This is a genomic window from Enterobacter sp. HK169 (assembly GCF_001719105.1).
Taxonomy (GTDB): domain Bacteria; phylum Pseudomonadota; class Gammaproteobacteria; order Enterobacterales; family Enterobacteriaceae; genus Enterobacter; species Enterobacter asburiae_B.
On record NZ_CP017087.1, the window covers coordinates 2,846,315 to 2,868,649 of the forward strand.

The 22,335-nt window shown below is 57.9% G+C and carries 22 protein-coding genes; 12 read left to right on the forward strand and 10 right to left on the reverse strand.

All coding sequences use genetic code 11. The features are described 5' to 3' along the window. Positions 1-2: 2 nt before the first annotated feature. Positions 3-839 (reverse strand): HTH-type transcriptional activator RhaS, encoded by an 837-nt coding sequence (gene rhaS / locus EnteroDNA1_RS13545; protein ID WP_069303429.1) that lies wholly within the window; start codon positions 837-839, stop codon positions 3-5. Positions 840-1,140: 301 nt separating this feature from the next. On the opposite strand from rhaS, the gene rhaB reads away from it, so the two are divergent. The 5 genes from rhaB to rhaM all read left to right on the forward strand — a co-directional run bounded on the left by rhaB (position 1,141) and on the right by rhaM (position 6,314). Next, entirely contained in the window at positions 1,141-2,610 is a 1,470-nt protein-coding gene (gene rhaB, locus EnteroDNA1_RS13555) for a rhamnulokinase (RefSeq protein ID WP_069303430.1), read from the forward strand. Further along, positions 2,607-3,866, forward strand: a complete 1,260-nt coding sequence (rhaA, locus tag EnteroDNA1_RS13560) for an L-rhamnose isomerase (protein ID WP_064673058.1) — start codon at positions 2,607-2,609, stop codon at positions 3,864-3,866. The genes rhaB and rhaA overlap by 4 nt, the downstream gene beginning before the upstream one ends. Before the next feature lie 116 nt (positions 3,867-3,982). Then, on the forward strand, positions 3,983-4,813 hold the full coding sequence (gene rhaD / locus EnteroDNA1_RS13565) for a rhamnulose-1-phosphate aldolase (protein WP_047059155.1): 831 nt from the start codon (positions 3,983-3,985) through the stop codon (positions 4,811-4,813). A 41-nt stretch (positions 4,814-4,854) separates the two neighbouring features. Beyond that, positions 4,855-6,003, forward strand: coding sequence for a lactaldehyde reductase (fucO, locus tag EnteroDNA1_RS13570; RefSeq protein WP_069303431.1), 1,149 nt, complete (start codon positions 4,855-4,857; stop codon positions 6,001-6,003). Next, a complete protein-coding gene (gene rhaM, locus EnteroDNA1_RS13575) occupies positions 6,000-6,314 on the forward strand; it encodes an L-rhamnose mutarotase (RefSeq protein WP_069303432.1) in 315 nt (104 codons plus the stop codon). The genes fucO and rhaM overlap by 4 nt, the downstream gene beginning before the upstream one ends. Here the strand turns inward: rhaM and EnteroDNA1_RS13580 are convergent. The 4 genes from EnteroDNA1_RS13580 to EnteroDNA1_RS13595 form a co-directional block, all read right to left on the reverse strand. Then, positions 6,302-7,579, reverse strand: coding sequence for an MFS transporter (locus EnteroDNA1_RS13580; protein ID WP_069303433.1), 1,278 nt, complete (start codon positions 7,577-7,579; stop codon positions 6,302-6,304). The genes rhaM and EnteroDNA1_RS13580 overlap by 13 nt on opposite strands. 44 nt (positions 7,580-7,623) lie before the next feature. Then, complete coding sequence (locus EnteroDNA1_RS13585) at positions 7,624-9,747, reverse strand: alpha-galactosidase (protein ID WP_069303434.1); 2,124 nt, start codon at positions 9,745-9,747, stop codon at positions 7,624-7,626. A gap of 103 nt (positions 9,748-9,850) precedes the next feature. Further along, complete coding sequence (locus EnteroDNA1_RS13590) at positions 9,851-10,846, reverse strand: LacI family DNA-binding transcriptional regulator (RefSeq protein ID WP_045888505.1); 996 nt, start codon at positions 10,844-10,846, stop codon at positions 9,851-9,853. Positions 10,847-10,863: 17 nt separating this feature from the next. Next, positions 10,864-11,412, reverse strand: a complete 549-nt coding sequence (locus EnteroDNA1_RS13595; RefSeq protein ID WP_033146956.1) for a helix-turn-helix domain-containing protein — start codon at positions 11,410-11,412, stop codon at positions 10,864-10,866. A 103-nt stretch (positions 11,413-11,515) separates the two neighbouring features. On the opposite strand from EnteroDNA1_RS13595, the gene EnteroDNA1_RS13600 reads away from it, so the two are divergent. Together EnteroDNA1_RS13600 and EnteroDNA1_RS13605 are read left to right on the forward strand one after the other, a co-directional pair. Beyond that, on the forward strand, positions 11,516-12,175 hold the full coding sequence (locus EnteroDNA1_RS13600; RefSeq protein WP_069303435.1) for an AzlC family ABC transporter permease: 660 nt from the start codon (positions 11,516-11,518) through the stop codon (positions 12,173-12,175). Next, entirely contained in the window at positions 12,175-12,498 is a 324-nt protein-coding gene (locus EnteroDNA1_RS13605) for an AzlD domain-containing protein (RefSeq protein ID WP_033146957.1), read from the forward strand. The genes EnteroDNA1_RS13600 and EnteroDNA1_RS13605 overlap by 1 nt, the downstream gene beginning before the upstream one ends. Before the next feature lie 39 nt (positions 12,499-12,537). Here the strand turns inward: EnteroDNA1_RS13605 and EnteroDNA1_RS13610 are convergent, their stop codons facing one another. Together EnteroDNA1_RS13610 and fdhD are read right to left on the reverse strand one after the other, a co-directional pair. Continuing rightward, positions 12,538-12,750, reverse strand: coding sequence for a DUF1471 domain-containing protein (locus EnteroDNA1_RS13610; protein ID WP_033146958.1), 213 nt, complete (start codon positions 12,748-12,750; stop codon positions 12,538-12,540). A 114-nt stretch (positions 12,751-12,864) separates the two neighbouring features. Next, positions 12,865-13,701: a formate dehydrogenase accessory sulfurtransferase FdhD gene (gene fdhD / locus EnteroDNA1_RS13615; protein WP_039264196.1), complete on the reverse strand. Its 837-nt coding sequence runs from the start codon at positions 13,699-13,701 to the stop codon at positions 12,865-12,867. Positions 13,702-14,074: 373 nt separating this feature from the next. On the opposite strand from fdhD, the gene fdnG reads away from it, so the two are divergent. Genes fdnG through fdhE form a run of 4 tightly spaced genes read left to right on the forward strand, consistent with a single transcriptional unit; the run spans position 14,075 to position 19,598 of the window. Beyond that, the gene (gene fdnG / locus EnteroDNA1_RS13625; RefSeq protein WP_087822910.1) at positions 14,075-17,125 is read left to right on the forward strand and encodes a formate dehydrogenase-N subunit alpha; all 3,051 of its coding nucleotides are present in this window, start codon (positions 14,075-14,077) and stop codon (positions 17,123-17,125) included. A gap of 12 nt (positions 17,126-17,137) precedes the next feature. Further along, positions 17,138-18,040 carry a formate dehydrogenase subunit beta gene (gene fdxH / locus EnteroDNA1_RS13630; RefSeq protein WP_010436855.1) on the forward strand — a complete coding sequence of 301 codons (903 nt, stop codon included), beginning with the start codon at positions 17,138-17,140 and terminating at the stop codon, positions 18,038-18,040. Next, positions 18,037-18,672: a formate dehydrogenase cytochrome b556 subunit gene (gene fdoI / locus EnteroDNA1_RS13635; protein ID WP_010436852.1), complete on the forward strand. Its 636-nt coding sequence runs from the start codon at positions 18,037-18,039 to the stop codon at positions 18,670-18,672. Before fdxH ends, fdoI begins: the two co-directional genes overlap by 4 nt. After that, complete coding sequence (gene fdhE, locus EnteroDNA1_RS13640) at positions 18,669-19,598, forward strand: formate dehydrogenase accessory protein FdhE (protein ID WP_023309751.1); 930 nt, start codon at positions 18,669-18,671, stop codon at positions 19,596-19,598. The genes fdoI and fdhE overlap by 4 nt, the downstream gene beginning before the upstream one ends. A 39-nt stretch (positions 19,599-19,637) precedes the next feature. On the opposite strand, the gene EnteroDNA1_RS13645 is transcribed toward fdhE, so the two are convergent. Continuing rightward, the gene (locus EnteroDNA1_RS13645; RefSeq protein WP_083239553.1) at positions 19,638-20,009 is read right to left on the reverse strand and encodes a type II toxin-antitoxin system VapC family toxin; all 372 of its coding nucleotides are present in this window, start codon (positions 20,007-20,009) and stop codon (positions 19,638-19,640) included. A 2-nt stretch (positions 20,010-20,011) separates the two neighbouring features. Next, on the reverse strand, positions 20,012-20,254 hold the full coding sequence (locus tag EnteroDNA1_RS13650) for a ribbon-helix-helix protein, CopG family (RefSeq protein ID WP_023309753.1): 243 nt from the start codon (positions 20,252-20,254) through the stop codon (positions 20,012-20,014). A 199-nt stretch (positions 20,255-20,453) separates the two neighbouring features. Between EnteroDNA1_RS13650 and EnteroDNA1_RS13655 the strand changes: the two genes are divergently transcribed. Next, positions 20,454-21,374 carry an alpha/beta hydrolase gene (locus EnteroDNA1_RS13655; protein ID WP_069303436.1) on the forward strand — a complete coding sequence of 307 codons (921 nt, stop codon included), beginning with the start codon at positions 20,454-20,456 and terminating at the stop codon, positions 21,372-21,374. An 8-nt stretch (positions 21,375-21,382) separates the two neighbouring features. On the opposite strand, the gene fabY is transcribed toward EnteroDNA1_RS13655, so the two are convergent. After that, entirely contained in the window at positions 21,383-22,324 is a 942-nt protein-coding gene (gene fabY / locus EnteroDNA1_RS13660; protein WP_023309755.1) for a fatty acid biosynthesis protein FabY, read from the reverse strand. Between the last annotated feature and the right edge of the window lie 11 nt (positions 22,325-22,335).

The following is a 22,335-nucleotide window of genomic DNA, read 5'->3' on the forward strand; positions in this document are numbered from 1 at the left end:
CGTTACTGAAGCATCGCGTCTTTTCCCTGGCGAATATCGCGCGGAGACCAGTTAAATTCCCGGCGAAATAGCGTTGAAAAGTGATTGCTGTCGCCAAAACCGCAGCAATAGGCAATATCAGTGACGCTATCGTCGGTATGACGTAAAAGATGACGCGCTTTGATCAGGCGCAGACGGTTAAGGTAGCGTTGCGGCGTCAGTCCGGTGTGCTGTTTAAGCTGGCGATGCAGGGTCCGCAACGACAGGGAAAAATCATCCGCAAGGGTTTCCCAGCAGACATCCTCGGCAAAATGATCTTCCAGCCAGGCCATCAGATAGTTCAGGCGCGCGTTGTTATCTTCCAGCCCTTCCACCAGGCTGCTGCGGCGCAGCAGCACCAGAAGCTGCATAAACAGCAGTTCGCGCGTGGCAATGGCGTGCGTCTCCTGCCCGTCCTCGCTTCTCTCCATCTGGCTCACCAGCTGACGCACCTGCTGCAGGATGGACTGATTCACCCGCCAGTGCGACGGATAGTGTCCGTCTTGCTCCTGGGGCAACAGCTGGCTCAGCCCCGAAAGAAACTGGAACGCGTCCGGGGAACGGTAAAGCACATTCGTCAGATACAGGTTGTCGGTATGTTCATACAGGTGCCGGTCGTGGTCGCGCACGAAGCACACCGTACCGCCGCTGATGGTATAAGGCTGGCCATTGAAAACATGAATACCCGTCCCGCGCTCAACAATCACAATTTCGTGAAAATCATGATGATGCTCCGGGAACGCAGCCTGAGGAAGCCGTGGCTCAATCGCGACAGGCGAACCTCCTGAAGGAAAAAAATCCACGCAGTGCAGTACGGTCATAACGGCCCCCACCAATGAAAAATGTTCTCAAAATAGTAATTAAGGCCTCCCACACTCACCTTCAATTTTTGGCAGTAAACCTCGCAAAAGCTGTCCATTTTTCAAGAAACAGGGGGAAAGATCGGGAAATGCGCTCAGCGTCACACTGCCTGAGCATCCCGTCACTGCTGGAAACTGTGAACGCCCTCACATTCACCTTTGCTTTCTTGCCAGCGCGAGATTTGGCCTGTCAGTGGTGAGAAGGTGACTTTTTCTTCCCTTTTTTACACTCACCGCTAATGACTTAAGAAAGGACCCGACCATGACTTTTCGCCATTGTGTGGCTGTCGATTTAGGCGCATCCAGCGGCCGCGTAATGCTCGCGAGCTGGGACCGTGAGCAGCACGCGCTTTCGCTTCGCGAAATGCACCGTTTCGCCAACTGCCTGCAAAAGCAGGACGGTTTTGATACCTGGGATATCGATGCCCTGGAGGCGGAGATCCGTACCGGACTGAACAACGTCTGCAACGACGGCATTCGCATCGACAGCATCGGCATTGATACCTGGGGCGTAGACTTCGTTCTGCTTGATAGCCATGGCGAGCGCGTCGGCTTGCCGGTTTCTTATCGCGACAGCCGCACCGACGGCCTGATGGCGAACGCTATCGCCCAGCTTGGCAAGGACAACATCTACGGGCGCAGCGGCATTCAGTTTCTGCCGTTTAACACGCTTTATCAGCTGCGTGCTTTGGTCGAGCAACAGCCGGAGCTGGTCGCGGACGTGGCCCATGCGCTGCTGATCCCGGACTACCTGAGCTATCGCCTGACCGGCAACATGAACTGGGAATATACCAACGCCACCACCACGCAGCTGGTCAACATCAACTCGGATAGCTGGGACGAACATCTGCTGGCCTGGACGGGGGCCTCGCCTTCCTGGTTCGGCACGCCAACCCACCCGGGTAACGTGATCGGTCACTGGATTTGCCCCCAGGGGAACGCAATCCCTGTCGTTGCCGTCGCCAGCCACGATACCGCCAGCGCGGTAATAGCGTCCCCACTTGCAAGCAAAGACGCGGCTTACCTCTCGTCCGGCACCTGGTCGCTGATGGGCTTTGAGAGCAAAACCCCGTACGCCAGCGATGCCGCGATGGCGGCAAATATTACCAACGAAGGCGGTGCCGAAGGCCGCTACCGCGTACTGAAAAACATCATGGGGCTGTGGCTGCTCCAGCGGGTGCTGAAAGAGCAAAACATTACCGACCTGCCCGCGCTTATCGCCGAAACCGAGAAGCTGAAGGCCTGTACGTTCCTGATCAACCCGAACGATGACCGCTTTATCAACCCGGCGCACATGAGCGCCGAAATTCAGGCCGCCTGCGTCGAGGGCGGGCAGCCGGTGCCGTCGAGCCCTTCAGAACTGGCGCGCTGCATTTTTGACAGCCTCGCCCTGCTGTATGCCGACATCCTCAGCGAGCTGGCGAGCCTTCGCGGAAAACCGTTCAGCCAGCTGCATATCGTGGGCGGCGGCTGCCAGAACCAGCTGCTGAACCAGCTCTGCGCCGATGCCTGCGGCATCACCGTGGTGGCGGGTCCCGTGGAGGCCTCCACGCTCGGGAATATCGGCATTCAGCTGATGACCCTGGACGAACTTTCCAGCGTTGACGACTTCCGTTCGGTGGTGGCGGCTAACGCCAGCCTGACCACATTCACCCCCAATCCCTGCCGTGAAATTGCTCGCTTTCGGGCGCAGTTTCAGCAAAACCGACTGACTAAGGAGCTTTGCGCATGACAACTCAATTAGAACAAGCCTGGGGCCTGGCTAAACAGCGTTTCGCCGCCGTCGGCGTGGATGTCGAAGAGGCGCTGCGCCAGCTCGACCGTCTGCCCGTCTCCATGCACTGCTGGCAGGGCGATGACGTCGCCGGTTTCGAGAACCCAGGCGGTTCCCTGACGGGTGGTATTCAGGCCACCGGTAACTACCCCGGCAAAGCGCGTAACGCGACCGAACTGCGCGCCGACCTGGAGCTGGCGCTGAGCCTGATCCCGGGGCCAAAACGCCTGAACCTGCATGCGATTTACCTCGAATCCGACGAGCCGGTGGCGCGCAACGAAATCAAACCGGAACACTTTAAGAACTGGGTAGAGTGGGCGAAAGCCAACCGGCTGGGCCTGGACTTTAATCCGTCCTGCTTCTCACATCCGCTGAGCGCGGACGGTTTTACCCTCGCCCACGCGGACGGCGACATCCGCCAGTTCTGGATCGACCACGTGAAGGCCAGCCGCCGCGTTTCGGCCTATTTCGGCGAACAGCTCGGCACGCCGTCGGTGATGAACATCTGGATCCCGGACGGCATGAAGGACATCACCGTCGACCGTCTGGCCCCGCGCCAGCGCCTGCTGGCCGCGCTGGATGAGGCCATCAGCGAGAAGCTGGACCCGGCGCACCACATCGACGCCGTAGAGAGCAAGCTGTTCGGCATTGGCGCCGAGAGCTACACCGTAGGCTCAAACGAGTTCTATATGGGTTACGCCACCAGCCGCCAGACCGCGCTGTGTCTGGATGCCGGCCACTTCCACCCGACCGAGGTGATCTCAGACAAAATCTCCGCCGCCATGCTCTACGTGCCGCGCCTGCTGCTGCACGTCAGCCGTCCGGTGCGCTGGGACAGCGATCACGTGGTGCTGCTGGATGACGAAACCCAGGCGATTGCCAGCGAAATCATCCGTCACGACCTTTTTGACCGCGTACACATCGGCCTCGACTTCTTCGATGCCTCCATCAACCGCATCGCGGCATGGGTTATCGGCACCCGCAACATGAAGAAAGCCCTGCTGCGCGCGCTGCTGGAGCCTGTCGCCGCGCTGAAACAGCTGGAGGCTAACGGCGACTACACCGCGCGTCTGGCGCTGCTGGAAGAGCAGAAATCCCTGCCGTGGCAGGCGGTGTGGGAGATGTACTGTCAGCGTAACGACGCCCCGGCGGGCAGCCAGTGGCTGGACAACGTGCGGGCATACGAGAAAGACGTGTTGAGTCAGCGCGGGTAATTTTGCCCTCACCCTAACCCTCTCCCACAGGGAGAGGGAACTTTTATCCCCTCTCCCTGTGGGAGAGGGCCGGGGTGAGGGTTCAACCTCACCGCGATAACTGGAAAATGAAGACTATGCAGACCATCACCACTTCCTGGTTCGTCCAGGGCATGATCAAAGCCACCTCCGACGCCTGGCTGAAAGGCTGGGACGAGCGCAACGGCGGCAACCTGACGCTGCGCCTGGACGACGCGGATATTGAACCGTTCGCGGCCGATTTCCACCAGAAGCCGCGCTATATCGCGCTGAGCCAGCCGATGCCGCTGCTCGCCAACACGCCGTTTATCGTCACCGGTTCCGGCAAGTTCTTCCGTAACGTCCAGCTCGACCCGGAGGCCAACCTCGGCGTGGTGAAAGTGGATAGCGACGGCGCGGGCTACCACATTCTGTGGGGCCTGACCGACGAGGCGGTGCCCACCTCCGAACTGCCGGCGCACTTCCTCTCCCACTGCGAGCGCATCAGGGCGACGAACGGCAAAGACCGCGTGATCATGCACTGCCACGCCACCAACCTGATCGCCCTGACCTACGTGCTGGAAAACAGCGCCGACTTCATCACCCGCAAGCTGTGGGAAGGCAGTACCGAGTGTCTGGTGGTGTTCCCGGACGGCGTGGGCATTCTGCCGTGGATGGTGCCGGGTACCGACGAAATCGGCCAGGCAACCGCCGTCGATATGCAAAAACATGCTCTGGTGCTGTGGCCGTTCCACGGTGTGTTCGGCAGCGGCCCAACGCTGGATGAAACCTTTGGCCTGATCGACACCGCCGAGAAATCAGCGGAAGTGCTGGTGAAGGTGTACTCCATGGGCGGCATGAAGCAGACCATTTCCCGGGAAGAACTCATCGCCCTCGGCAAGCGCTTTGGCGTGAGCCCGCTGCAATCCGCGCTGGATTTGTACGCATAACGCCTTCGCAGGACAAACGTTGATCGTTAAGGAGAATTATCATGAGCTTTATGTTGGCACTTCCAAAAATCAGCCTTCACGGCGCGGGCGCAATCGGCGATATGGTCAACCTGGTTGCGAACAAGCAGTGGGGAAAAGCGCTGATTGTCACCGACGGCCAGCTGGTAAAGCTGGGTCTGCTCGACAGCCTGTTTACCGCGCTGGACGCCCATCAGATGTCGTATCACCTGTTCGATGAGGTGTTCCCGAATCCGACGGAAGCGCTTGTGCAAAAAGGAATTTCGGCTTACCGGGACGCGGAGTGTGATTACGTGATTGCCTTTGGCGGCGGCAGCCCGATTGATACCGCCAAGGCGATTAAAATCCTCACCGCCAACCCCGGCCCGTCAACCAATTATTCCGGCGTCGGCAAGGTGAAAAATGCGGGCGTGCCGCTGGTGGCAATTAATACCACCGCAGGCACGGCGGCGGAGATGACCAGCAATGCGGTGATCATCGACTCCGCACGTCAGGTGAAAGAGGTGATTATTGACCCAAACATCATCCCGGACATCGCCGTGGACGATGCCAGCGTGATGCTCGATATTCCCGCCTCCGTGACCGCCGCAACCGGTATGGATGCCCTGACCCATGCCATTGAAGCCTACGTGTCCGTTGGCGCGCACCCGCTCACCGACGCCAACGCGCTGGAAGCAATTCGCCTGATCAACCTGTGGCTGCCGGAAGCGGTCGAAGACGGTCATAACCTTGAGGCGCGCGAGCAGATGGCGTTTGGTCAGTATCTGGCGGGCATGGCGTTTAACAGTGCAGGTCTCGGCCTTGTGCATGCCCTGGCGCACCAGCCGGGCGCGACGCACAACCTGCCGCACGGCGTGTGCAACGCCATCCTGCTGCCGATCGTCGAAAGCTTTAACCGCCCGAACGCGGTCGCCCGCTTCTCCCGTGTGGCGCAGGCGATGGGCGTCGATACCCGCGGCATGAGCGATGAAGCCGCCAGCATGTCCGCCATTCAGGCGATCCGCAACCTGAGTGCTCGCGTCGGCATCCCTGCGGGCTTTAGCCAGCTCGGCGTGACCAAAGCCGATATTGAAGGCTGGCTGGATAAAGCGCTCGCCGATCCGTGTGCGCCGTGCAATCCGCGCGCCGCCAGTCGTGAGGAAGTTCGCGAGCTCTATCTGGAGGCACTATGATCCGCAAAGCCTTTGTGATGCAGGTCAACCTGGACGCGCACGAGGAGTACGCGCGTCGACACAATCCGATTTGGCCGGAGCTGGAAAAGGTGTTGAAAGACCACGGCGCACACCAGTACGCCATTTATCTCGATAGGGCCCGCAGCCTGCTGTTCGCGACCGTAGAGATTGAATCGGAGGAGCGCTGGAGCGCGGTAGCCAATACCGACGTCTGCCAGCGCTGGTGGAAACATATGGGCGACGTCATGCCGTCGAACCCGGATAACAGCCCGGTGAGTACGGAGCTTAAAGAGGTCTTTTACCTGGACTGATGTGTTAACGCTGCTGCCCCCGCGGCGGCGGCGATCTCCTGCCTGCTGCTCAGCGTAAACGCCGACACCACCGTAATCGCCAGCACGAAACAGCCCAGCATCAGATACGTCTCCTGGAAGCCGATCCGGTCATACATATTCCCGGCAAAAGCGGAGAGGAAAATGGCCGCCGACTGCTTGGCGAACTGGAAGCCGATCAGATAGATAGTCGCTGACAGTCGGGTATCAAACACCCCGGTGATGTACTTAAATGCGCCCACCAGCAGGAACGGGACTTCCAGCGCGTGCAGCATCTTGAGGGCAATCACCTCCACGGCGGTGGTGGCGAACGATGAGCCGATAATGCGCGTCGCCATAATCACCCCGGCGATCAGCAGCGTGTTCTTCGCGCCGATGCGGTTAATGATCCACGGCGAGCAGAACATAATGATGGCGTTACAGATTTCCCCTGCAGTCGTTGCGAAACCAAAGGCGCGGGTCCCTTCCTGCGGCGTGGCGAAGAAGGTTTTAAAGAAGGTGGCAAACTGCTGGTCGAAAACGTCATACACGCAGGCCACGCCAATCACATAGAGGATAAACATCCACATTCTGCGCTGGCGGAACAGGTTGAACACGGTTTTGGCGGTGATTTGCGGCTGGTTCGCGCCCAGGGCATCCATGACCTGCGCCGTCTGGTTGGGCTTTGGCTTCGCCACCAGCAGCAGCAGCATCAGCAGCAATGCCGCTCCCGATCCCATCCAGAAAACGTACGATGGATCGATGCCGAACAGGATGCCGCCCGTTGAGGCGCACAAGCCCCAGCCGAGGCAGCCAAACATCCGCGCCTTGCCGTACTCAAAGAAGCTGTTGCGGCTCACGCGCTCAATGTAGGCCTCAATCGCCCCCGATCCGGCCGAAAATACAAAACCGATATACAGCCCGCCGCTCAGCGCGCCCAGCCAGATATTGGCTTTCAGCAGCGGCGCGAAGACGTACAGGAAGAACGGCGCGAACAGAAATAGCAGCACCGCGATGATCCACAAAAGGTGTTTTTTCAGCCCCAGCTTGTCCGAAATTACGCCCAGCACTGGCTGGAAGGCGATAGCCGACAGCGAGATGCAGGAGAAGACAATCCCGGTGTGGGTTTTATTCAGGCCGATGATGTCCGACAGCCAAATCGGCAGGAACGGAAAGCAGGTGGCCATGATGAAGAAGTAGAGAAAGAAGAACAGCCCAAAAATCCAGAAGTTAGGGTTGTCTTTGTGGGTACAGGTTGTTGTGTTCATTATTTTTATCCTCAACGGAGGGCCGACTGCCCGGCCCGTCACCCTTACACGCGTTCAACGCCAATCAGAATGGCGGTTTCCGGATCCAGAATCGGCAGCGCAATGCCCGCCTGCATCAGCCACTCGCCGCTCACCGTTTGCGGCGTTTCCATCCACGCCGGCAGCTTGCGCATGGTGTGCCCTCCCTCGCCCGTAATCTGAATATTCGGGTGATCGAGCAGCGTGACGCTGTACCGCGCGCTGGCCTCCAGCCCCGCCATGCGCAGCGGCATCATCAGGCTGTAGTCCGGCATCGCGAGCTGGCTGACCATAAACAACCCCTGCGCCTTATCTTCGCTCACAATCCCCTGCGCCAGCGTGGTGGCGTCCGGCATATCAATTCGCCACTGGGTGCCGTGGTGAATGACCTCCCGCCACTGCTTGTGCAGCGCGGCGTAATGGCGATAGCCTTCGCGCTCCTGTGCGTCCACGGTGAGCGGATCCAGCTCCAGCCCCATATGGCCAAACAGAGCCGTCAGCCCGCGAAACTGGATGCTATGCTGGCGGAAGGTGGCGTGGCATTGATGATGACCGATATGCGCACCCATCACCTCCGGCGGGAAGAAGTAGCTCATGCCGCGCTGGATGGTGCTGCGCTCCAGCGCGTCGTTGTTGTCGGACGCCCAGAAGCGGTGGCTGCGGGTCAGTACCTCATAATCAATGCGACCGCCGCCGGAGGAGCAGGATTCAAACTCAATATGCGGGAAGCGCTCGCCCAGCACGTCCAGCAGGCGGTAAAACTGGCGGGTCTGGGCGTCGGCGGCGGCTTTACCGTTGTGTCCAGGCTGCACCAGCTCGCGGTTCATGTCCCACTTCACGTAGTCGACCGCATGCTCGCCCAGCAGCCAGCTCATGCGCTCCACCAGGTAATCAAAGGCCTCCGGGATGCTGAGATTGAGCACCAGCTGGTGTCGTCCGGTCGCCCGGGGATAGCCCGGCAGCGCCAGTACCCAGTCAGGATGCGCGCGGTACAGATCTGAATCCGGGTTGATCATCTCCGGCTCAACCCAGATGCCAAACTCCATGCCGAGCCGTTTGACGTGGTCGATCACCGGCGTCAGGCCGTTCGGGTATTTTTTCTCGTCCAGATACCAGTCGCCCAGCGCGGCATGGTCGTCGTTACGGCCTTTGAACCAGCCGTCATCAATGATGAAACGCTCCACGCCCAGCGCGGCAGCCTCGTCGGCCATGCGCTTAATGTAGTCCGGATCGTGGTTGAAGTAGATCCCTTCCCAGGTATTGAGGTGCACCGGGCGCGGTTTGTTTTCCGGGAAGCGGATGACGTTGTTGCGCAGGTAGCGATGAAACGGCTGGCTCATGCCGTTCAGGCCCTGCGTGGAGTAGCTGGCGTACAGGCGCGGCGTCCAGAGCGTATCGCCCTCCTCAACCGCCATTTCACCCGGCAGGTAGAGCGCTTCGGCCTGAAGATAGCGACGACCGTCGGTTTTCGCTTCCGCGCGCAGGCGGTGATTACCGCTCCAGCCCAGATGCACGCCCCAGACGTCGCCCTGCATTTCGCTGAACGACGGCGTACCGGCAATCAGCGCCGGGAAGTGCTCGTGGGAGGTTTTACCCCGACGGTTTTCAATCACGAAGCTGTCGTGTTCAAGCTTAACGCGGTGCGGCTGAAACTCCCTGATCCAGCGTCCGTGGAAGGCCATTACCTCCTGCGCGCGCTCGGCCACCGGCAGCGTGACGGCGAAACGGTCAACCTGCCAGGGGATCGCTTTCAGGTTCGTTAAACCGTGACGAACCACCAGCACGCCGCTGGCATCCAGCGCCAGCTCGCTGGTCAGGCGCAGGCCCGCATGCTCATCTTCGGCGGTAATCGTCAGGGTGTTTACGTCCTGCTGCACCTGCGTGGTTTTGAACACCGGGGAACCGTCCAGCCCCTGGCGATGACCCTCAATGCCAGGCGAACCAAACAGACCATGCCCCAGCTCGGCCATCAGCGTGACCGGGGAGTCGACGTCAAGCCTGCCGTTGGCAACAGGACGCGCGAGCGTAGCAACATCCTGCGGCGAAAAGTGCTGAAGGTGAGGCCCCCAGTAGAGAATTTCGGCGAACGGATGGGTTTTGATCACCACGTCTACCGTCGTGGTTTCGAGTCGTAAAACGGGATCTTGCATCAGACATCTCCTGTCATCGGGATGATCTGAGTGTTGATCCGAAACGTTTCGGATACAAACCAAAACGTTTCGGTTCTGTGATCGGGTTTGGAATTTTAGTGGTTTAGGCCGTCTGGCCCGGAGAGAATTCAGGCTGCCAGAGCACCTGAAGCTGTTCAATATCGTCGCCGCTAATCAGCTGGCGCACCATATCGGCAATCTGTTTCCCGACGCCCTGGCGGGTAGACTGGATCACCGACGCCACCTCAATATCAACGATGCTGTCCTGCGGCAGGCCATCATAGACCACCAGCGAGACGGCGTTGTCGCCGGATAAACGCCCCAGCTGCGCCAGCGCCATCGCCGCGCCGTCGCCGTGGGTGTTACAGTCGGTGATGATGGCCGTTGGCGGCTGCGGCAGGGCAAGCAGTTCTTTCGTGGTGGCATACCCGACGCGGCGCGAAGGCGGCATGGCGCGCAGCCATTCGCTGGAAAGCCCGGCTTCCCGCAGGGCGTCGAGATAACCCTGACGGCGCTGGGTGATAAATGCCTGATTGTTACTTTCGCCAAGTAACGCGATACGCTGATGGCCTTTCTCGATCAGCCAGCGGGTCGCCTGCCAGGTACCGGCATAGTTGTCGAAGTCAAACCACGCATACGGCTGCGGGAGGTGGCTGCGCCCAAGCGCCAGGAAAGGAAAACCGGCGGCCTGAAGCTGCACAAGACGCGGATCGTGGTCCAGCGTGTGCGCCACGATCAGCGCGTCGACGCGTCGGCTTTGCACCATGCGCATATAGCTGTGCTTATCCGCCAGATCGTCGTCGGCGATGAGCAATAAGTCGATCTCATGCCGCGCCAGTTCATGGCTAATTTCGCCGACCATGTCCATAAATACGCTGTTATTGAGCGGAACAGGATGTACGGGAAACACCAGCCCGACGGCGTCAATTTTGCCCATCTTCAGGCGGCGGGCAAAGGTGTTTGGTCGGTAACCACGGCGCTGAGCCTCTGCTTCCACGCGTGCGCGCGTCTCGGCGGAGACGTCGTCATATCCGTTGAGGGCGCGGCTGACGGTGGTGACTGACAGCCCCAGTTCTTTAGCAATGGCTTTTAGCGACATGAGTTTCCGTATCTCTGTTAGTTTTGTTCCGCCACCAGCAGCGCGTGCGTATCCGGCTCCAGCGCCTTAAAGATATGCGGCAGATCGGCGGGATAACAGATGTAATCTCCCGGGCCGAGTTCTTCCGCCGCGTCGATCAGGCCGACTAACGCGCGCCCCTGCGTCACAATAATGTGTTCAACGGACCCCGGCGGATGCGGCTGGGAAATGCGGTCTGCGCCCGGCTGGGTAAGCAGGAGGTATACGTCGCGTCGCGCGCCCGGCGGACATGCCGCCAGCAGTATCGCCTCGTAGTTAGCCTGTCCAGCAACGACCTTCGTACCTTCACCACGACGGATCACCTGAGTGGTAGGCTGCTGTGGTTCAAGCAGGCGGGCAAAAGGAATATCCAGCGCCACGCAAAGCGACCACAGCGTTTCGAGGCTCGGGTTACCGTTGCCTGACTCAAGCTGAGAAAGCGTGGATTTAGCGATCCCGGCACGGCGAGCGATTTCCGCCAGTGAAAGCCCGGTTCGCAGGCGTTCTCGCACCAGGCTTTTGGCGATTACGCTGATTGGCTGCGTCATAAAACGGCCTCTTTGTTCTTTAAATCGAACGAATCGTTCATCTTGAAAAACACTTCTGTTGCGTTCATTATAATGGATACCCGTTCGATATGGCTAAAAATGTATGAAGCATCATCTCTCTTGCCTGAAAGGCGACACCATAAAAGCAATCATCCTGGTCTGCCTCGCGGTCGGCGTGGTCGGGATGTCATACGGCTCCCTGGCGATGGCCTACGGTTTCCCGATCTGGGTACCGTTTGTACTCTCCATCACCGTACTCGCGGGCGCGTCAGAGTTTATGTTTATTGGCATCGTGGCAAGCGGCGGTAACCCGCTGGCGGCCGCAGCCGCGGGGTTACTGGTCAACGCGCGGCACGTGCCGTTTGGCGTGACGGTGCGTGAACTGGTCGGCAAACGTGGCCTGAGCCTGTTGGGCTGCCACATCATGAACGACGAAAGCGTGGTGTTTGGCCTGTCGCAAAAAACGCCCGAACAGCGCAAAGCGGCGTACTGGCTATGTGGTTTAGGCGTGGCGATTGTCTGGCCGCTGGGGGCCCTGCTGGGTGCCATGGTCGGCAAGCTGCTGCCGGATCCGGAAACCATCGGGCTGGATGCGGTATTCCCTGCCATATTGCTGGCGCTGGTGGTTCCCGCGTTTAAAAACCGTACCACGCTGATCCGCGCCTGCAGCGGCGCCGCGCTGTCACTGGCCGCCGTGCCGTTTGCCCCGGTGGGATTACCGGTGCTGCTCTCCTTACTGGGTCTCGCTGCGAGGAAAAAATAATGGGAAATATGACGTTTTTTATTCTCGGCATCGCCATTTTGTCTGCGGGAACGTATCTGATGCGTCTTGGCGGGGCGAAACTGGGCAGCAGGCTGGCATTGTCAGAGCGTTCACAGGCGCTGCTGTCAGATGCGGCAACGGTATTGCTGTTTTCCGTGGCGCTGGCGACCACGTTTTATGAAGGTGACCACTTTGCCGGCATGGCGCGCGTGCTGGGCGTGGCGTTTGCGGTATTTCTGGCCTGGCGGAAAATGCCGTTAATTGTGGTGATCGTGGCGGCGGCAGTGGTAACCGCGCTGCTGCGCGTGGCGGGCATAAACTAAAAAAGCGCCCCGGGGGCGCTCTTTCGACGGTGTGACAGCTTATTTAGTCAGTTCAGCAGTCATGTGTACGCGGTTACCTGAGAACGCCTGGGTAATTTTGTAAGATGATGCGCCAGCATCCTGAGCCTGAGCCGCGATTTTAGCTTCCGCGCCATCAATGGTAGAGGCGGTTGCGGTCACGGTCTGTGCAGCGAAAGAACCGAAAGAAGTAGCCAGAGCGATTACAGCGACAAAAGTTTTGATGCTTTTCATGATATAAACCCTTTCATTAAGTTGTTTAGGTAAGGCACCGTGCCTTGATGAGATAAATACTAGACCTCATCACGAACAACTAAAAGCGGAAGGATTTGCTATTATCATTCAAAATTATTGATTAACAATTAATCGCTGCGGATGGGTATAAATCGTCGCCCTTCCCGGCTTGCAGAAGCCCACCAGCGTCAGGTTGCAGCGCTCCGCCACCTCCACCGCCAGCGTGGTCGCCGCCGACACCGCGAAGAGAATTTCCACACCGCACATCGCCGATTTTTGCACCATCTCATAGCTGGCGCGGCTGGAAACGAGTGCCGCCCCCTGCATCCAGACATCACTTTCACGCGCACGGCGACCGAGCAGCTTGTCCAGCGCCACGTGGCGGCCCACGTCCTCATGGCCCCCGGCAATATCGCCCGACGGCAACACCCATGCCGCCGCATGCGTGCAGCCGCTCAGCTGGCCGATGGGCTGTACATCGTTCAGGTGCTCGAGCGCATGGTCGAGGTGAGCCAGATTAAAGGTCTGAGTAAACGGCAGTGGCGCAACGGGTTTGCCAATATCATTGAGCTGCTCAACGCCACACACGCCGCAGCCGGTACGTCCGGCCAGCGCGCGGCGGCGCTCTTTCAGCCCCATAAAGCGGCGGCTGGAGAGTTCGATTTGCACTTCAAGGCCGTTGCAAGCCTGCACCACGTCCATGCCGTAGATCTCCTGCGGATGGTCAATGATGCCTTCCGAGAGGGAAAAACCGATGGCGAACAGCTCGAGATCTTTCGGCGAAGCCATCATCACCACATGGGAGATACCGTTGTAAACGAGCGCAACGGGCACCTCTTCCGCCAGAAAATCCGGCGTGGCATGGGTAATGTGGGGCGGTCTGTGTACCGACAGTTCCACAATGCCCGCAGGCAGGGGGGACGAGTGGGGAGCACGGTTTTGTTTAGACACAGCGGTATTCCTGAACAACCACGGAGGTGAGCCTGCTATTGCATCACAAACAACAGGGCTTACGCATAGTATGGATCAACTTTTCAGCATCAAGTTTACCTACTCACTTGTGAGAGGTACAACAAAACGCATGCTACACCCCTTTAACATGCGGGGTTAATAATGTGATTAATATCACACTTTATAGTCAACAGGGTGATAATACGTTCACTTTGTATTAACGCCATTAGAACAGCTGTACCGACATTGTGGTATTCTGATGATATCCCTCGTGGAATTGAGGGATTAACGCAAATTTTTCTCCTTTGCGGTCAATTCTCAACCGCGAAGTTAAAACTACATATGTAAGCAATGTCGAAACAAGGAGTGACCCATGCAGGTCAGCAGAAGGCAGTTCTTTAAGATCTGCGCTGGCGGTATGGCAGGCACCACGGCAGCGGCACTGGGCTTTGCGCCCGGCGTAGCGCTGGCGGAAACGCGGCAGTATAAACTGCTGCGCACCCGTGAAACCCGTAATACCTGTACGTACTGCTCTGTCGGTTGCGGGCTGTTGATGTATAGCCTCGGCGACGGTGCTAAAAACGCCAAAGCGTCTATTTTCCATATCGAAGGCGACCCGGATCATCCGGTCAACCGCGGCGCATTGTGCCCGAAAGGGGCCGGTCTGGTGGACTTTATCCACTCCGAAAGCCGCCTCAAGTTCCCTGAATATCGCGCGCCTGGCTCCGATAAATGGCAGCAAATCAGCTGGGAAGAGGCGTTTGACCGCATCGCAAAACACATTAAAGAAGACCGCGATGCCAACTTTGTTGAGAAGAACGCCGACGGCGTCACGGTCAACCGCTGGCTCTCCACCGGGATGCTGTGTGCCTCTGCTTCCAGCAACGAAACCGGTTATTTAACCCAGAAATTTACGCGCGCACTCGGTATGCTCGCGGTCGACAACCAGGCGCGTGTCTGACACGGACCAACGGTAGCAAGTCTTGCTCCAACATTTGGTCGCGGTGCGATGACCAACCACTGGGTCGACATCAAGAACGCCAACCTCATCGTGGTGATGGGCGGTAACGCCGCTGAAGCGCACCCTGTCGGGTTCCGCTGGGCGATGGAAGCCAAAATCCACAACGGTGCGAAACTGATTGTGATCGATCCCCGCTTTACGCGTACTGCGTCAGTGGCGGATTTCTACACCCCAATTCGTTCAGGTACTGACATCACTTTCCTGTCAGGCGTATTGCTGTACCTGATGACCAACGAAAAATATAACCGCGAATACACCGAAGCTTATACCAACGCCAGCCTGATCGTGCGTGAGGATTACCACTTCGAAGATGGCCTGTTCAGCGGTTACGACGCCGAAAAACGCAAATACGACAAAACCAGCTGGAACTACGAGCTGGATGAAAAAGGCTTTGCGAAGCGCGACACCACCCTGCAACATCCGCGCTGCGTGTGGAACCTGCTGAAAGAGCACGTTTCCCGCTACACGCCGGAGGTGGTTGAGAATATCTGCGGTACGCCGAAGGCAGACTTCCTTAAGGTGTGCGAGCTGATCGCCGAGACCAGCGCGAAAGATAAAACCGCGTCGTTCCTGTACGCCCTCGGCTGGACGCAGCACTCCATCGGCGCGCAGAACATCCGTACCATGGCGATGGTTCAGCTCCTGCTCGGCAACATGGGGATGGCAGGCGGCGGCGTGAACGCCCTGCGCGGTCACTCCAATATTCAGGGTCTGACCGACCTCGGCCTGCTGTCTCAAAGCCTGCCGGGTTACATGAACCTGCCAAGCGAGAAACAGACCGACCTGCAAACCTACCTGACGGCCAGCACGCCTAAACCGCTGCTCGAAGGCCAGGTAAACTACTGGGGCAACTATCCGAAGTTCTTCGTCTCAATGATGAAAGCCTTCTTCGGCGACAAAGCGACGGCTGAAAACAGCTGGGGCTTTGACTGGCTGCCGAAGTGGGACAAGGGTTACGACGTTCTGCAGTATTTCGAGATGATGCACCAGGGCAAAGTGAACGGCTATCTGTGCCAGGGCTTTAACCCGGTTGCCTCGTTCCCGAACAAGAACAAGGTTGTTGAGTCTCTGTCGAAGCTGAAGTTCCTGGTGACGATTGACCCGCTCAATACCGAGACCTCAACCTTCTGGCAGAACCACGGTGAATCGAACGACGTCGATCCGTCGAAGATTCAGACCGAAGTGTTCCGTCTGCCGTCGACCTGCTTCGCGGAAGAGAACGGTTCTATCGTCAACTCCGGACGCTGGCTGCAGTGGCACTGGAAAGGTGCGGACGCCCCGGGCATCGCCATGAACGACGGCGAGATCCTGGCCGGTATCTTCTTACGCCTGCGTAAGATGTATGCGGAAGAAGGCGGCGCGAACCCGGAACCGGTGCTTAATATGAGCTGGAACTACTCGACGCCGGAAAACCCTGCGCCGGAAGAAGTGGCGATGGAGAGCAACGGTAAGGCGCTGGCGGACGTTATCGACCCGGCCACCGGTACCGTGCTGGCGAAGAAAGGCGATCAGCTCAGCACCTTCGCGCACCTGCGCGATGACGGTACCACGTCAAGCGGCTGCTGGATCTTCGCCGGTAGCTGGACGCCGAAGGGCAACCAGATGGCCAACCGCGATAACGCCGACCCGTCAGGCCTGGGCAATACGCTGGGCTGGGCATGGGCATGGCCGCTCAACCGCCGTATCCTCTATAACCGCGCATCCGCTGACCCGCAGGGCAACCCGTGGGATCCGAAGCGTCAGCTTCTGAAGTGGGACGGCGCGAAATGGGGCGGCGTGGATATTCCGGACTACAGCACTGCCGCACCGGGCAGCGACGTTGGGCCGTTTATCATGCAGCCTGAAGGGATGGGACGTCTGTTTGCTATCGATAAGATGGCGGAAGGTCCGTTCCCGGAACACTACGAACCGTTTGAGACGCCGCTGGGTACCAACCCGCTGCACCCGAACGTGGTCTCTAACCCGGCAGCCCGTATCTTCAAGGGCGATTTCGAAGCGCTGGGTAAAAAGGACAAGTTCCCGTACGTGGGTACCACCTACCGTCTGACCGAGCACTTCCACTACTGGACCAAGCACGCGCTGCTTAACGCCATCGCGCAGCCGGAACAGTTTGTGGAGATCGGCGAGAAGCTGGCGGGCAAGCTCGGCATTGCCCATGGCGATACCGTGAAGGTCTCCTCTAATCGCGGCTATATCAAGGCCAAGGCGGTGGTGACCAAGCGTATTCGCACGCTGAACGTTCACGGTCAGCAGGTGGATACCATCGGTATTCCGATCCACTGGGGCTATGAGGGCGTGGCGAAGAAAGGGTTCATTGCGAATACCCTGACGCCGTTCGTCGGCGATGCGAACACGCAGACGCCGGAGTTTAAGGCCTTCCTCGTGAACGTGGAAAAGGTGTAACGGAGACGACTTATGGCTTATCAATCTCAAGACATTATCCGTCGTTCCGCGACAAACAGTTTCACGCCCGCGCCTCAGGCGCGGGACCACCAGCAGGAAGTGGCGAAGCTTATCGACGTGACCACCTGTATCGGCTGTAAAGCCTGTCAGGTGGCGTGCTCGGAGTGGAACGACCTGCGTGACGAAGTGGGTCACAACGTCGGGGTGTACGACAACCCGGCGGACCTGACCGCCAAGTCCTGGACGGTGATGCGTTTCTCGGAAGTTGAGCAGAACGACAAACTGGAATGGCTTATCCGCAAAGACGGCTGTATGCACTGTGCGGATCCGGGCTGCCTGAAGGCATGTCCGTCAGAAGGGGCTATCATTCAGTATGCCAACGGTATCGTCGACTTCCAGTCCGAACAGTGCATCGGCTGCGGCTACTGCATCGCGGGCTGCCCGTTCGACGTACCGCGCCTGAACCCGGAAGACAACCGCGTCTACAAATGCACGCTGTGCGTTGACCGCGTCACCGTCGGCCAGGAGCCAGCGTGCGTGAAGACCTGCCCAACCGGCGCAATCCACTTTGGCTCCAAAGAGGATATGAAAACGCTGGCGGCAGAGCGCGTGGGCGAGCTGAAAACCCGCGGTTACGACAACGCGGGCCTGTACGATCCGGCCGGAGTTGGCGGTACGCACGTGATGTACGTGTTGCACCACGCCGACAAGCCGAACCTGTATCACGGCCTGCCGGAGAACCCGGAAATCAGCGCCACCGTGAAGTTCTGGAAAGGCATCTGGAAACCGCTGGCAGCGGTCGGTTTTGCTGCCACCTTCGCAGCGAGCATCTTCCACTACGTCGGCGTTGGTCCGAACCGCGCGGAAGAGGAAGACGACAACCTGCATGAAGAGAAAGACGAGGTGCGCAAATGAGAAAACGTGACACCATCGTGCGCTACACCGCGCCGGAACGCATCAACCACTGGGTCACCGCCTTCTGCTTCATGCTGGCGGCGATAAGCGGGCTGGGGTTCTTCTTCCCGTCCTTCAACTGGCTGATGCAGGTACTGGGTACGCCACAGCTGGCGCGCATCCTTCACCCGTTCGTGGGTGTGGTGATGTTTGCCTCGTTTATCATCATGTTTTTCCGCTACTGGCATCATAACCTAATCAATCGGGATGATATCTTTTGGGCGAAGAATATTCGTAAGATCGTCGTCAACGAGGAAGTGGGTGATACCGGGCGTTATAACTTCGGCCAGAAATGCGTATTCTGGGCGGCGATTATCTTCCTGGTCCTGTTGCTGGTGAGCGGCGTGATCATCTGGCGTCCGTACTTTGCGCCTGCTTTCTCAATCCCGGTGATCCGATTCGCGCTGATGCTGCATTCATTTGCCGCAGTGGCGTTAATTGTGGTTATCATGGTGCATATCTACGCCGCCCTCTGGGTGAAAGGCACCATTACCGCGATGGTGGAAGGATGGGTAACCAGTACGTGGGCGAAGAAACATCACCCGCGCTGGTACCGTGAAGTCCGCCAGAAACAGGAAAAGTCATCTGAATGAGTATTCGCATAATCCCGCAAGATGAGCTGGGGTCGAGCGAGAAACGCACGGCGGATTATATTCCGCCGTTGTTATTCCCCAGACTCAAGAACCTCTACAACCGCCGCGCAGAGCGTCTGCGCGAGCTGGCAGAGAACAACCCGCTGGGTGATTTTCTGCGCTTTGCCGCGCTGGTTGCCCACGCGCAGGAAGTGGTGCTGTACGACCACCCGCTGCAAATGGATCTGACTGCGCGCATCAAAGAAGCCAACGCGCAGGGCAAGCCGCCGCTGGACATTCACGTCCTGCCGCGCGACAAGCACTGGCAAAAGCTGCTGCATTCTCTGATTGCCGAGCTGAAGCCGGAGATGAGCGGCACCGCGCTGGCGGTCATTGAGAATCTGGAAAAAGCCTCTGACCTGGAGCTGGAAGAGATGGCGAGCGCGCTGTTTGCCTCCGACTTCGCTCTGGTGAGCAGCGATAAAGCGCCGTTTATCTGGGCTGCGCTGTCGCTCTACTGGGCGCAAATGGCAAGCCTGATCCCCGGTAAAGCCCGCGCCGAATACGGCGAGGCGCGCCAGTTCTGCCCAGTCTGCGGCTCCATGCCGGTATCGAGCATGGTGCAAATCGGCACCACTCAGGGGCTGCGCTACCTGCACTGCAACCTGTGCGAAACCGAGTGGCACGTGGTGCGCATCAAGTGCAGCAATTGCGAGCAGACCCGCGATCTGAACTACTGGTCGCTGGAAAATGAAGAAGCGGCGGTGAAAGCCGAAAGCTGCGGCGACTGCGGCACTTACCTGAAGATTCTTTATCAGGAAAAAGACCCGAAAGTCGAAGCCGTGGCCGACGATCTCGCCTCGCTGATTCTGGATGCGAAGATGGAGCAGGAGGGCTTTGCCCGCAGCTCGATCAACCCGTTCCTGTTCCCGGGCGAAGGGGAGTAATTCCCTCTGACAGTGCCGGGCGGCGTAAGCTTGCCCGGCCTACAGTTGGTAAGGTGAAACGACTCCAGTAATGCCCGAAAAGTCTTTCGTGTTTCGAGAAATCAACGGACAATTTCTGCTCTGAGCTGTGGCCAGAATGATAGCATCAGGCAGTCTCATTCCATGCTTCTCGCGCAGAATTACACTTCTTTCAGCGATATCTCGGGTGATATCAATAATCTCAAATACGCCCATCACTGTCGCAGTTTTCGCTTCGTGACCATGTTTGCGGGCCCCCACCATGACTTCCATCCATGTGATCAGACTAATGGCTCGATGCGAAGCTGTGCGATCAATTGCATCCGCAGCCTCAACGCGATTATTAAAAAGATCGATGAGTATATTGGTATCGAACACCGCCATGTGCTCCATGATTACCACTCCTCACGCAGCTTGCGTTCATACTCAAGCCCATCTTCCTGCTGATTTCCCCACAAACCAAGCGCATCGCGGATAACCGATGAACTTTGCTGGTCAAGATATTGCTCAATGGCTTCCCGAAGCAATTCGGCACGAGGCCGGTTACGCAGCTGCTTCAGATTATCCAGTCGTTGAATTACGTCATCAGACAAATCGATCAGAATTCTGCCCATATCAAGATCCGCGGAAAGACTCATATATCACCTTAGTATATCACTATTGTCTATTTTCAAGGCAACATACGCTTTCATTCAGAAGGGTTAAAGCCCGTAGCTATAGTTTTCCTGCTATTTGCGAAGCGCTTTCCAGATTTTTAGTCCTCGACAATTTTCTTATTTTCTTTTGAATCAAACCAGGTTATAAAACTGTATATCCATACAGTTAAAGGGAGTTTTCATGGCACTGGAACAGGGTATTGCGCAGCTGGTTCAGGGATTTATCGCTGCAGGCCGGCCTTCGTCACGTCGACAGACCATTGAGGTACGACGAGCAGGGTACATTGCCAGCACGGGGCTTGCCGGGAAGACAGAAACGCGCGTTCAGGTAGAAGCGCTAGTGCTTGAGGGCCTTACCATTCGGGTATTTTCACCTCTTAATGCCCCTGAAATATTGCCTGCTGCCATCTACTATCACGGCGGATGCTTTATCAGCGGCGGCTTTGATACCCATGACAACCAACTCCGTCAGTTAGCCTGCTACGGCAATTGCCGGGTGATCGCGGTTCAGTACAGGTTGGCGCCGGAGCATACCTTCCCTACCGCACATGACGATGCTGAAAGAGGTGCAGATCTGGTCTGGAAGTATGCGGACAAATTAGGCGTGGATAAGAACAGGCTCACCCTCTGTGGAGACAGCGCAGGAGGGCATCTGGCGCTGGTGACGGCGCTGAGGCTTAAGGTTAAAAAGCTGTGGCAACCTGTGCAGCTTATTCTTATCTATCCCATGCTCGACGCCACCGCCAGTTTTGAAAGCTATGCCCTCAATGGCACGGATTATATTATCACCCGCGATACCCTGCTCAGCGGGTATGAAATGTATCTCGCAGAGACTGACCGCCAGCATCCGGAAGCCAGCCCGCTGTGGCGCGATGATTTTTACGGGCTTCCGCCAGTGCATATCATTACAGCAGAGTACGATCCGCTGTGCGATGAGGGAGAAATGTTGTATCAGCATCTCACTGAGCAGGGTGTGAAGTGTACCGCTCAGCGCTGGCTGGGCGTCATCCATGGCTTCTTTCAGCTTGGCGGCGTCAGCCAGTCAGCGCGAGACGTTATGCGGGATATCGCCGGGCGGATTAACCACGCCCGAGGAGAGTGAACAGAAGATTACTCCTCCTCGTTCCCACCCTCTTCATACGCGCCGAAGGGCTTCGCCGGAAGAACAATGTAGGTGCCTTCAAACACAGCACCCGGTGTTTTATCGCCAAACAGTTCAACCTGCATTTGTACGCGGGCTTTGCGGCCGCGCGCCAGACGGTCCAGATCGCCACCCAGTGACCCCAGATCGGCCACGGCGCTCGGCTTGCCGCTTATCGGTGCGCTATAGCGGATGTGAGCATCAGCAAGAATAATGGTGCCGCCCAGATGGCGCTCGCGAAGCATCAGCCAGATGAGCCCCCAGCCGGTGAGCGTCGCGAGGGAAAACAGACTTCCGGCAAACAGAGTGTGGTGCGGGTTTTGATTGCCGGTTTCCGGCATGGTGGTAATAAATTTTTGTCCGGTGTACTGCTGAATGCGCACACCCATTTTTTCGCTGAGCGGAATGTGCTGATACCAGGCCTGCTGCAGCTGTCCACACCAGTCGGCGCGATGAAGAATATCATCCAGCGTGGCGATGGGTTTGATCATCAAAAAATGACGAATCGGCGTGGTTTGTGGGGTCGTGATTTCCCCCTGATTCACAAAGCCGAGCTTGGCGAAAAATTCTACGGCATCTTCTCGGGCGCTACAGGTAACGCGCTTAACGCCTTCCTGACGGGCGACGGACTCAAGGGTCATCGCCATTAGCGTTCCCAGACCTTTGTCCTGAACGGAGGGATGAACTGCCATAAAGCGAATCGACGCTTCGTTATCGGCGTTGATATACAAGCGCCCGACGGCGACGAGGTTACCCTCTTCGTCCATCACCATCTGATGGTGGGCCATCGCATCCCAGGCGTCGCGTTCCGATCCTTTTGGCTGATGCAGTGGCTTGCGCAGCATTTCCCAGCGGAACTGGTAATAAGCGTCTAACTCTTCTTCCGTTTGCGGTACTCGAAGGTGATACATAGCTGTACTCT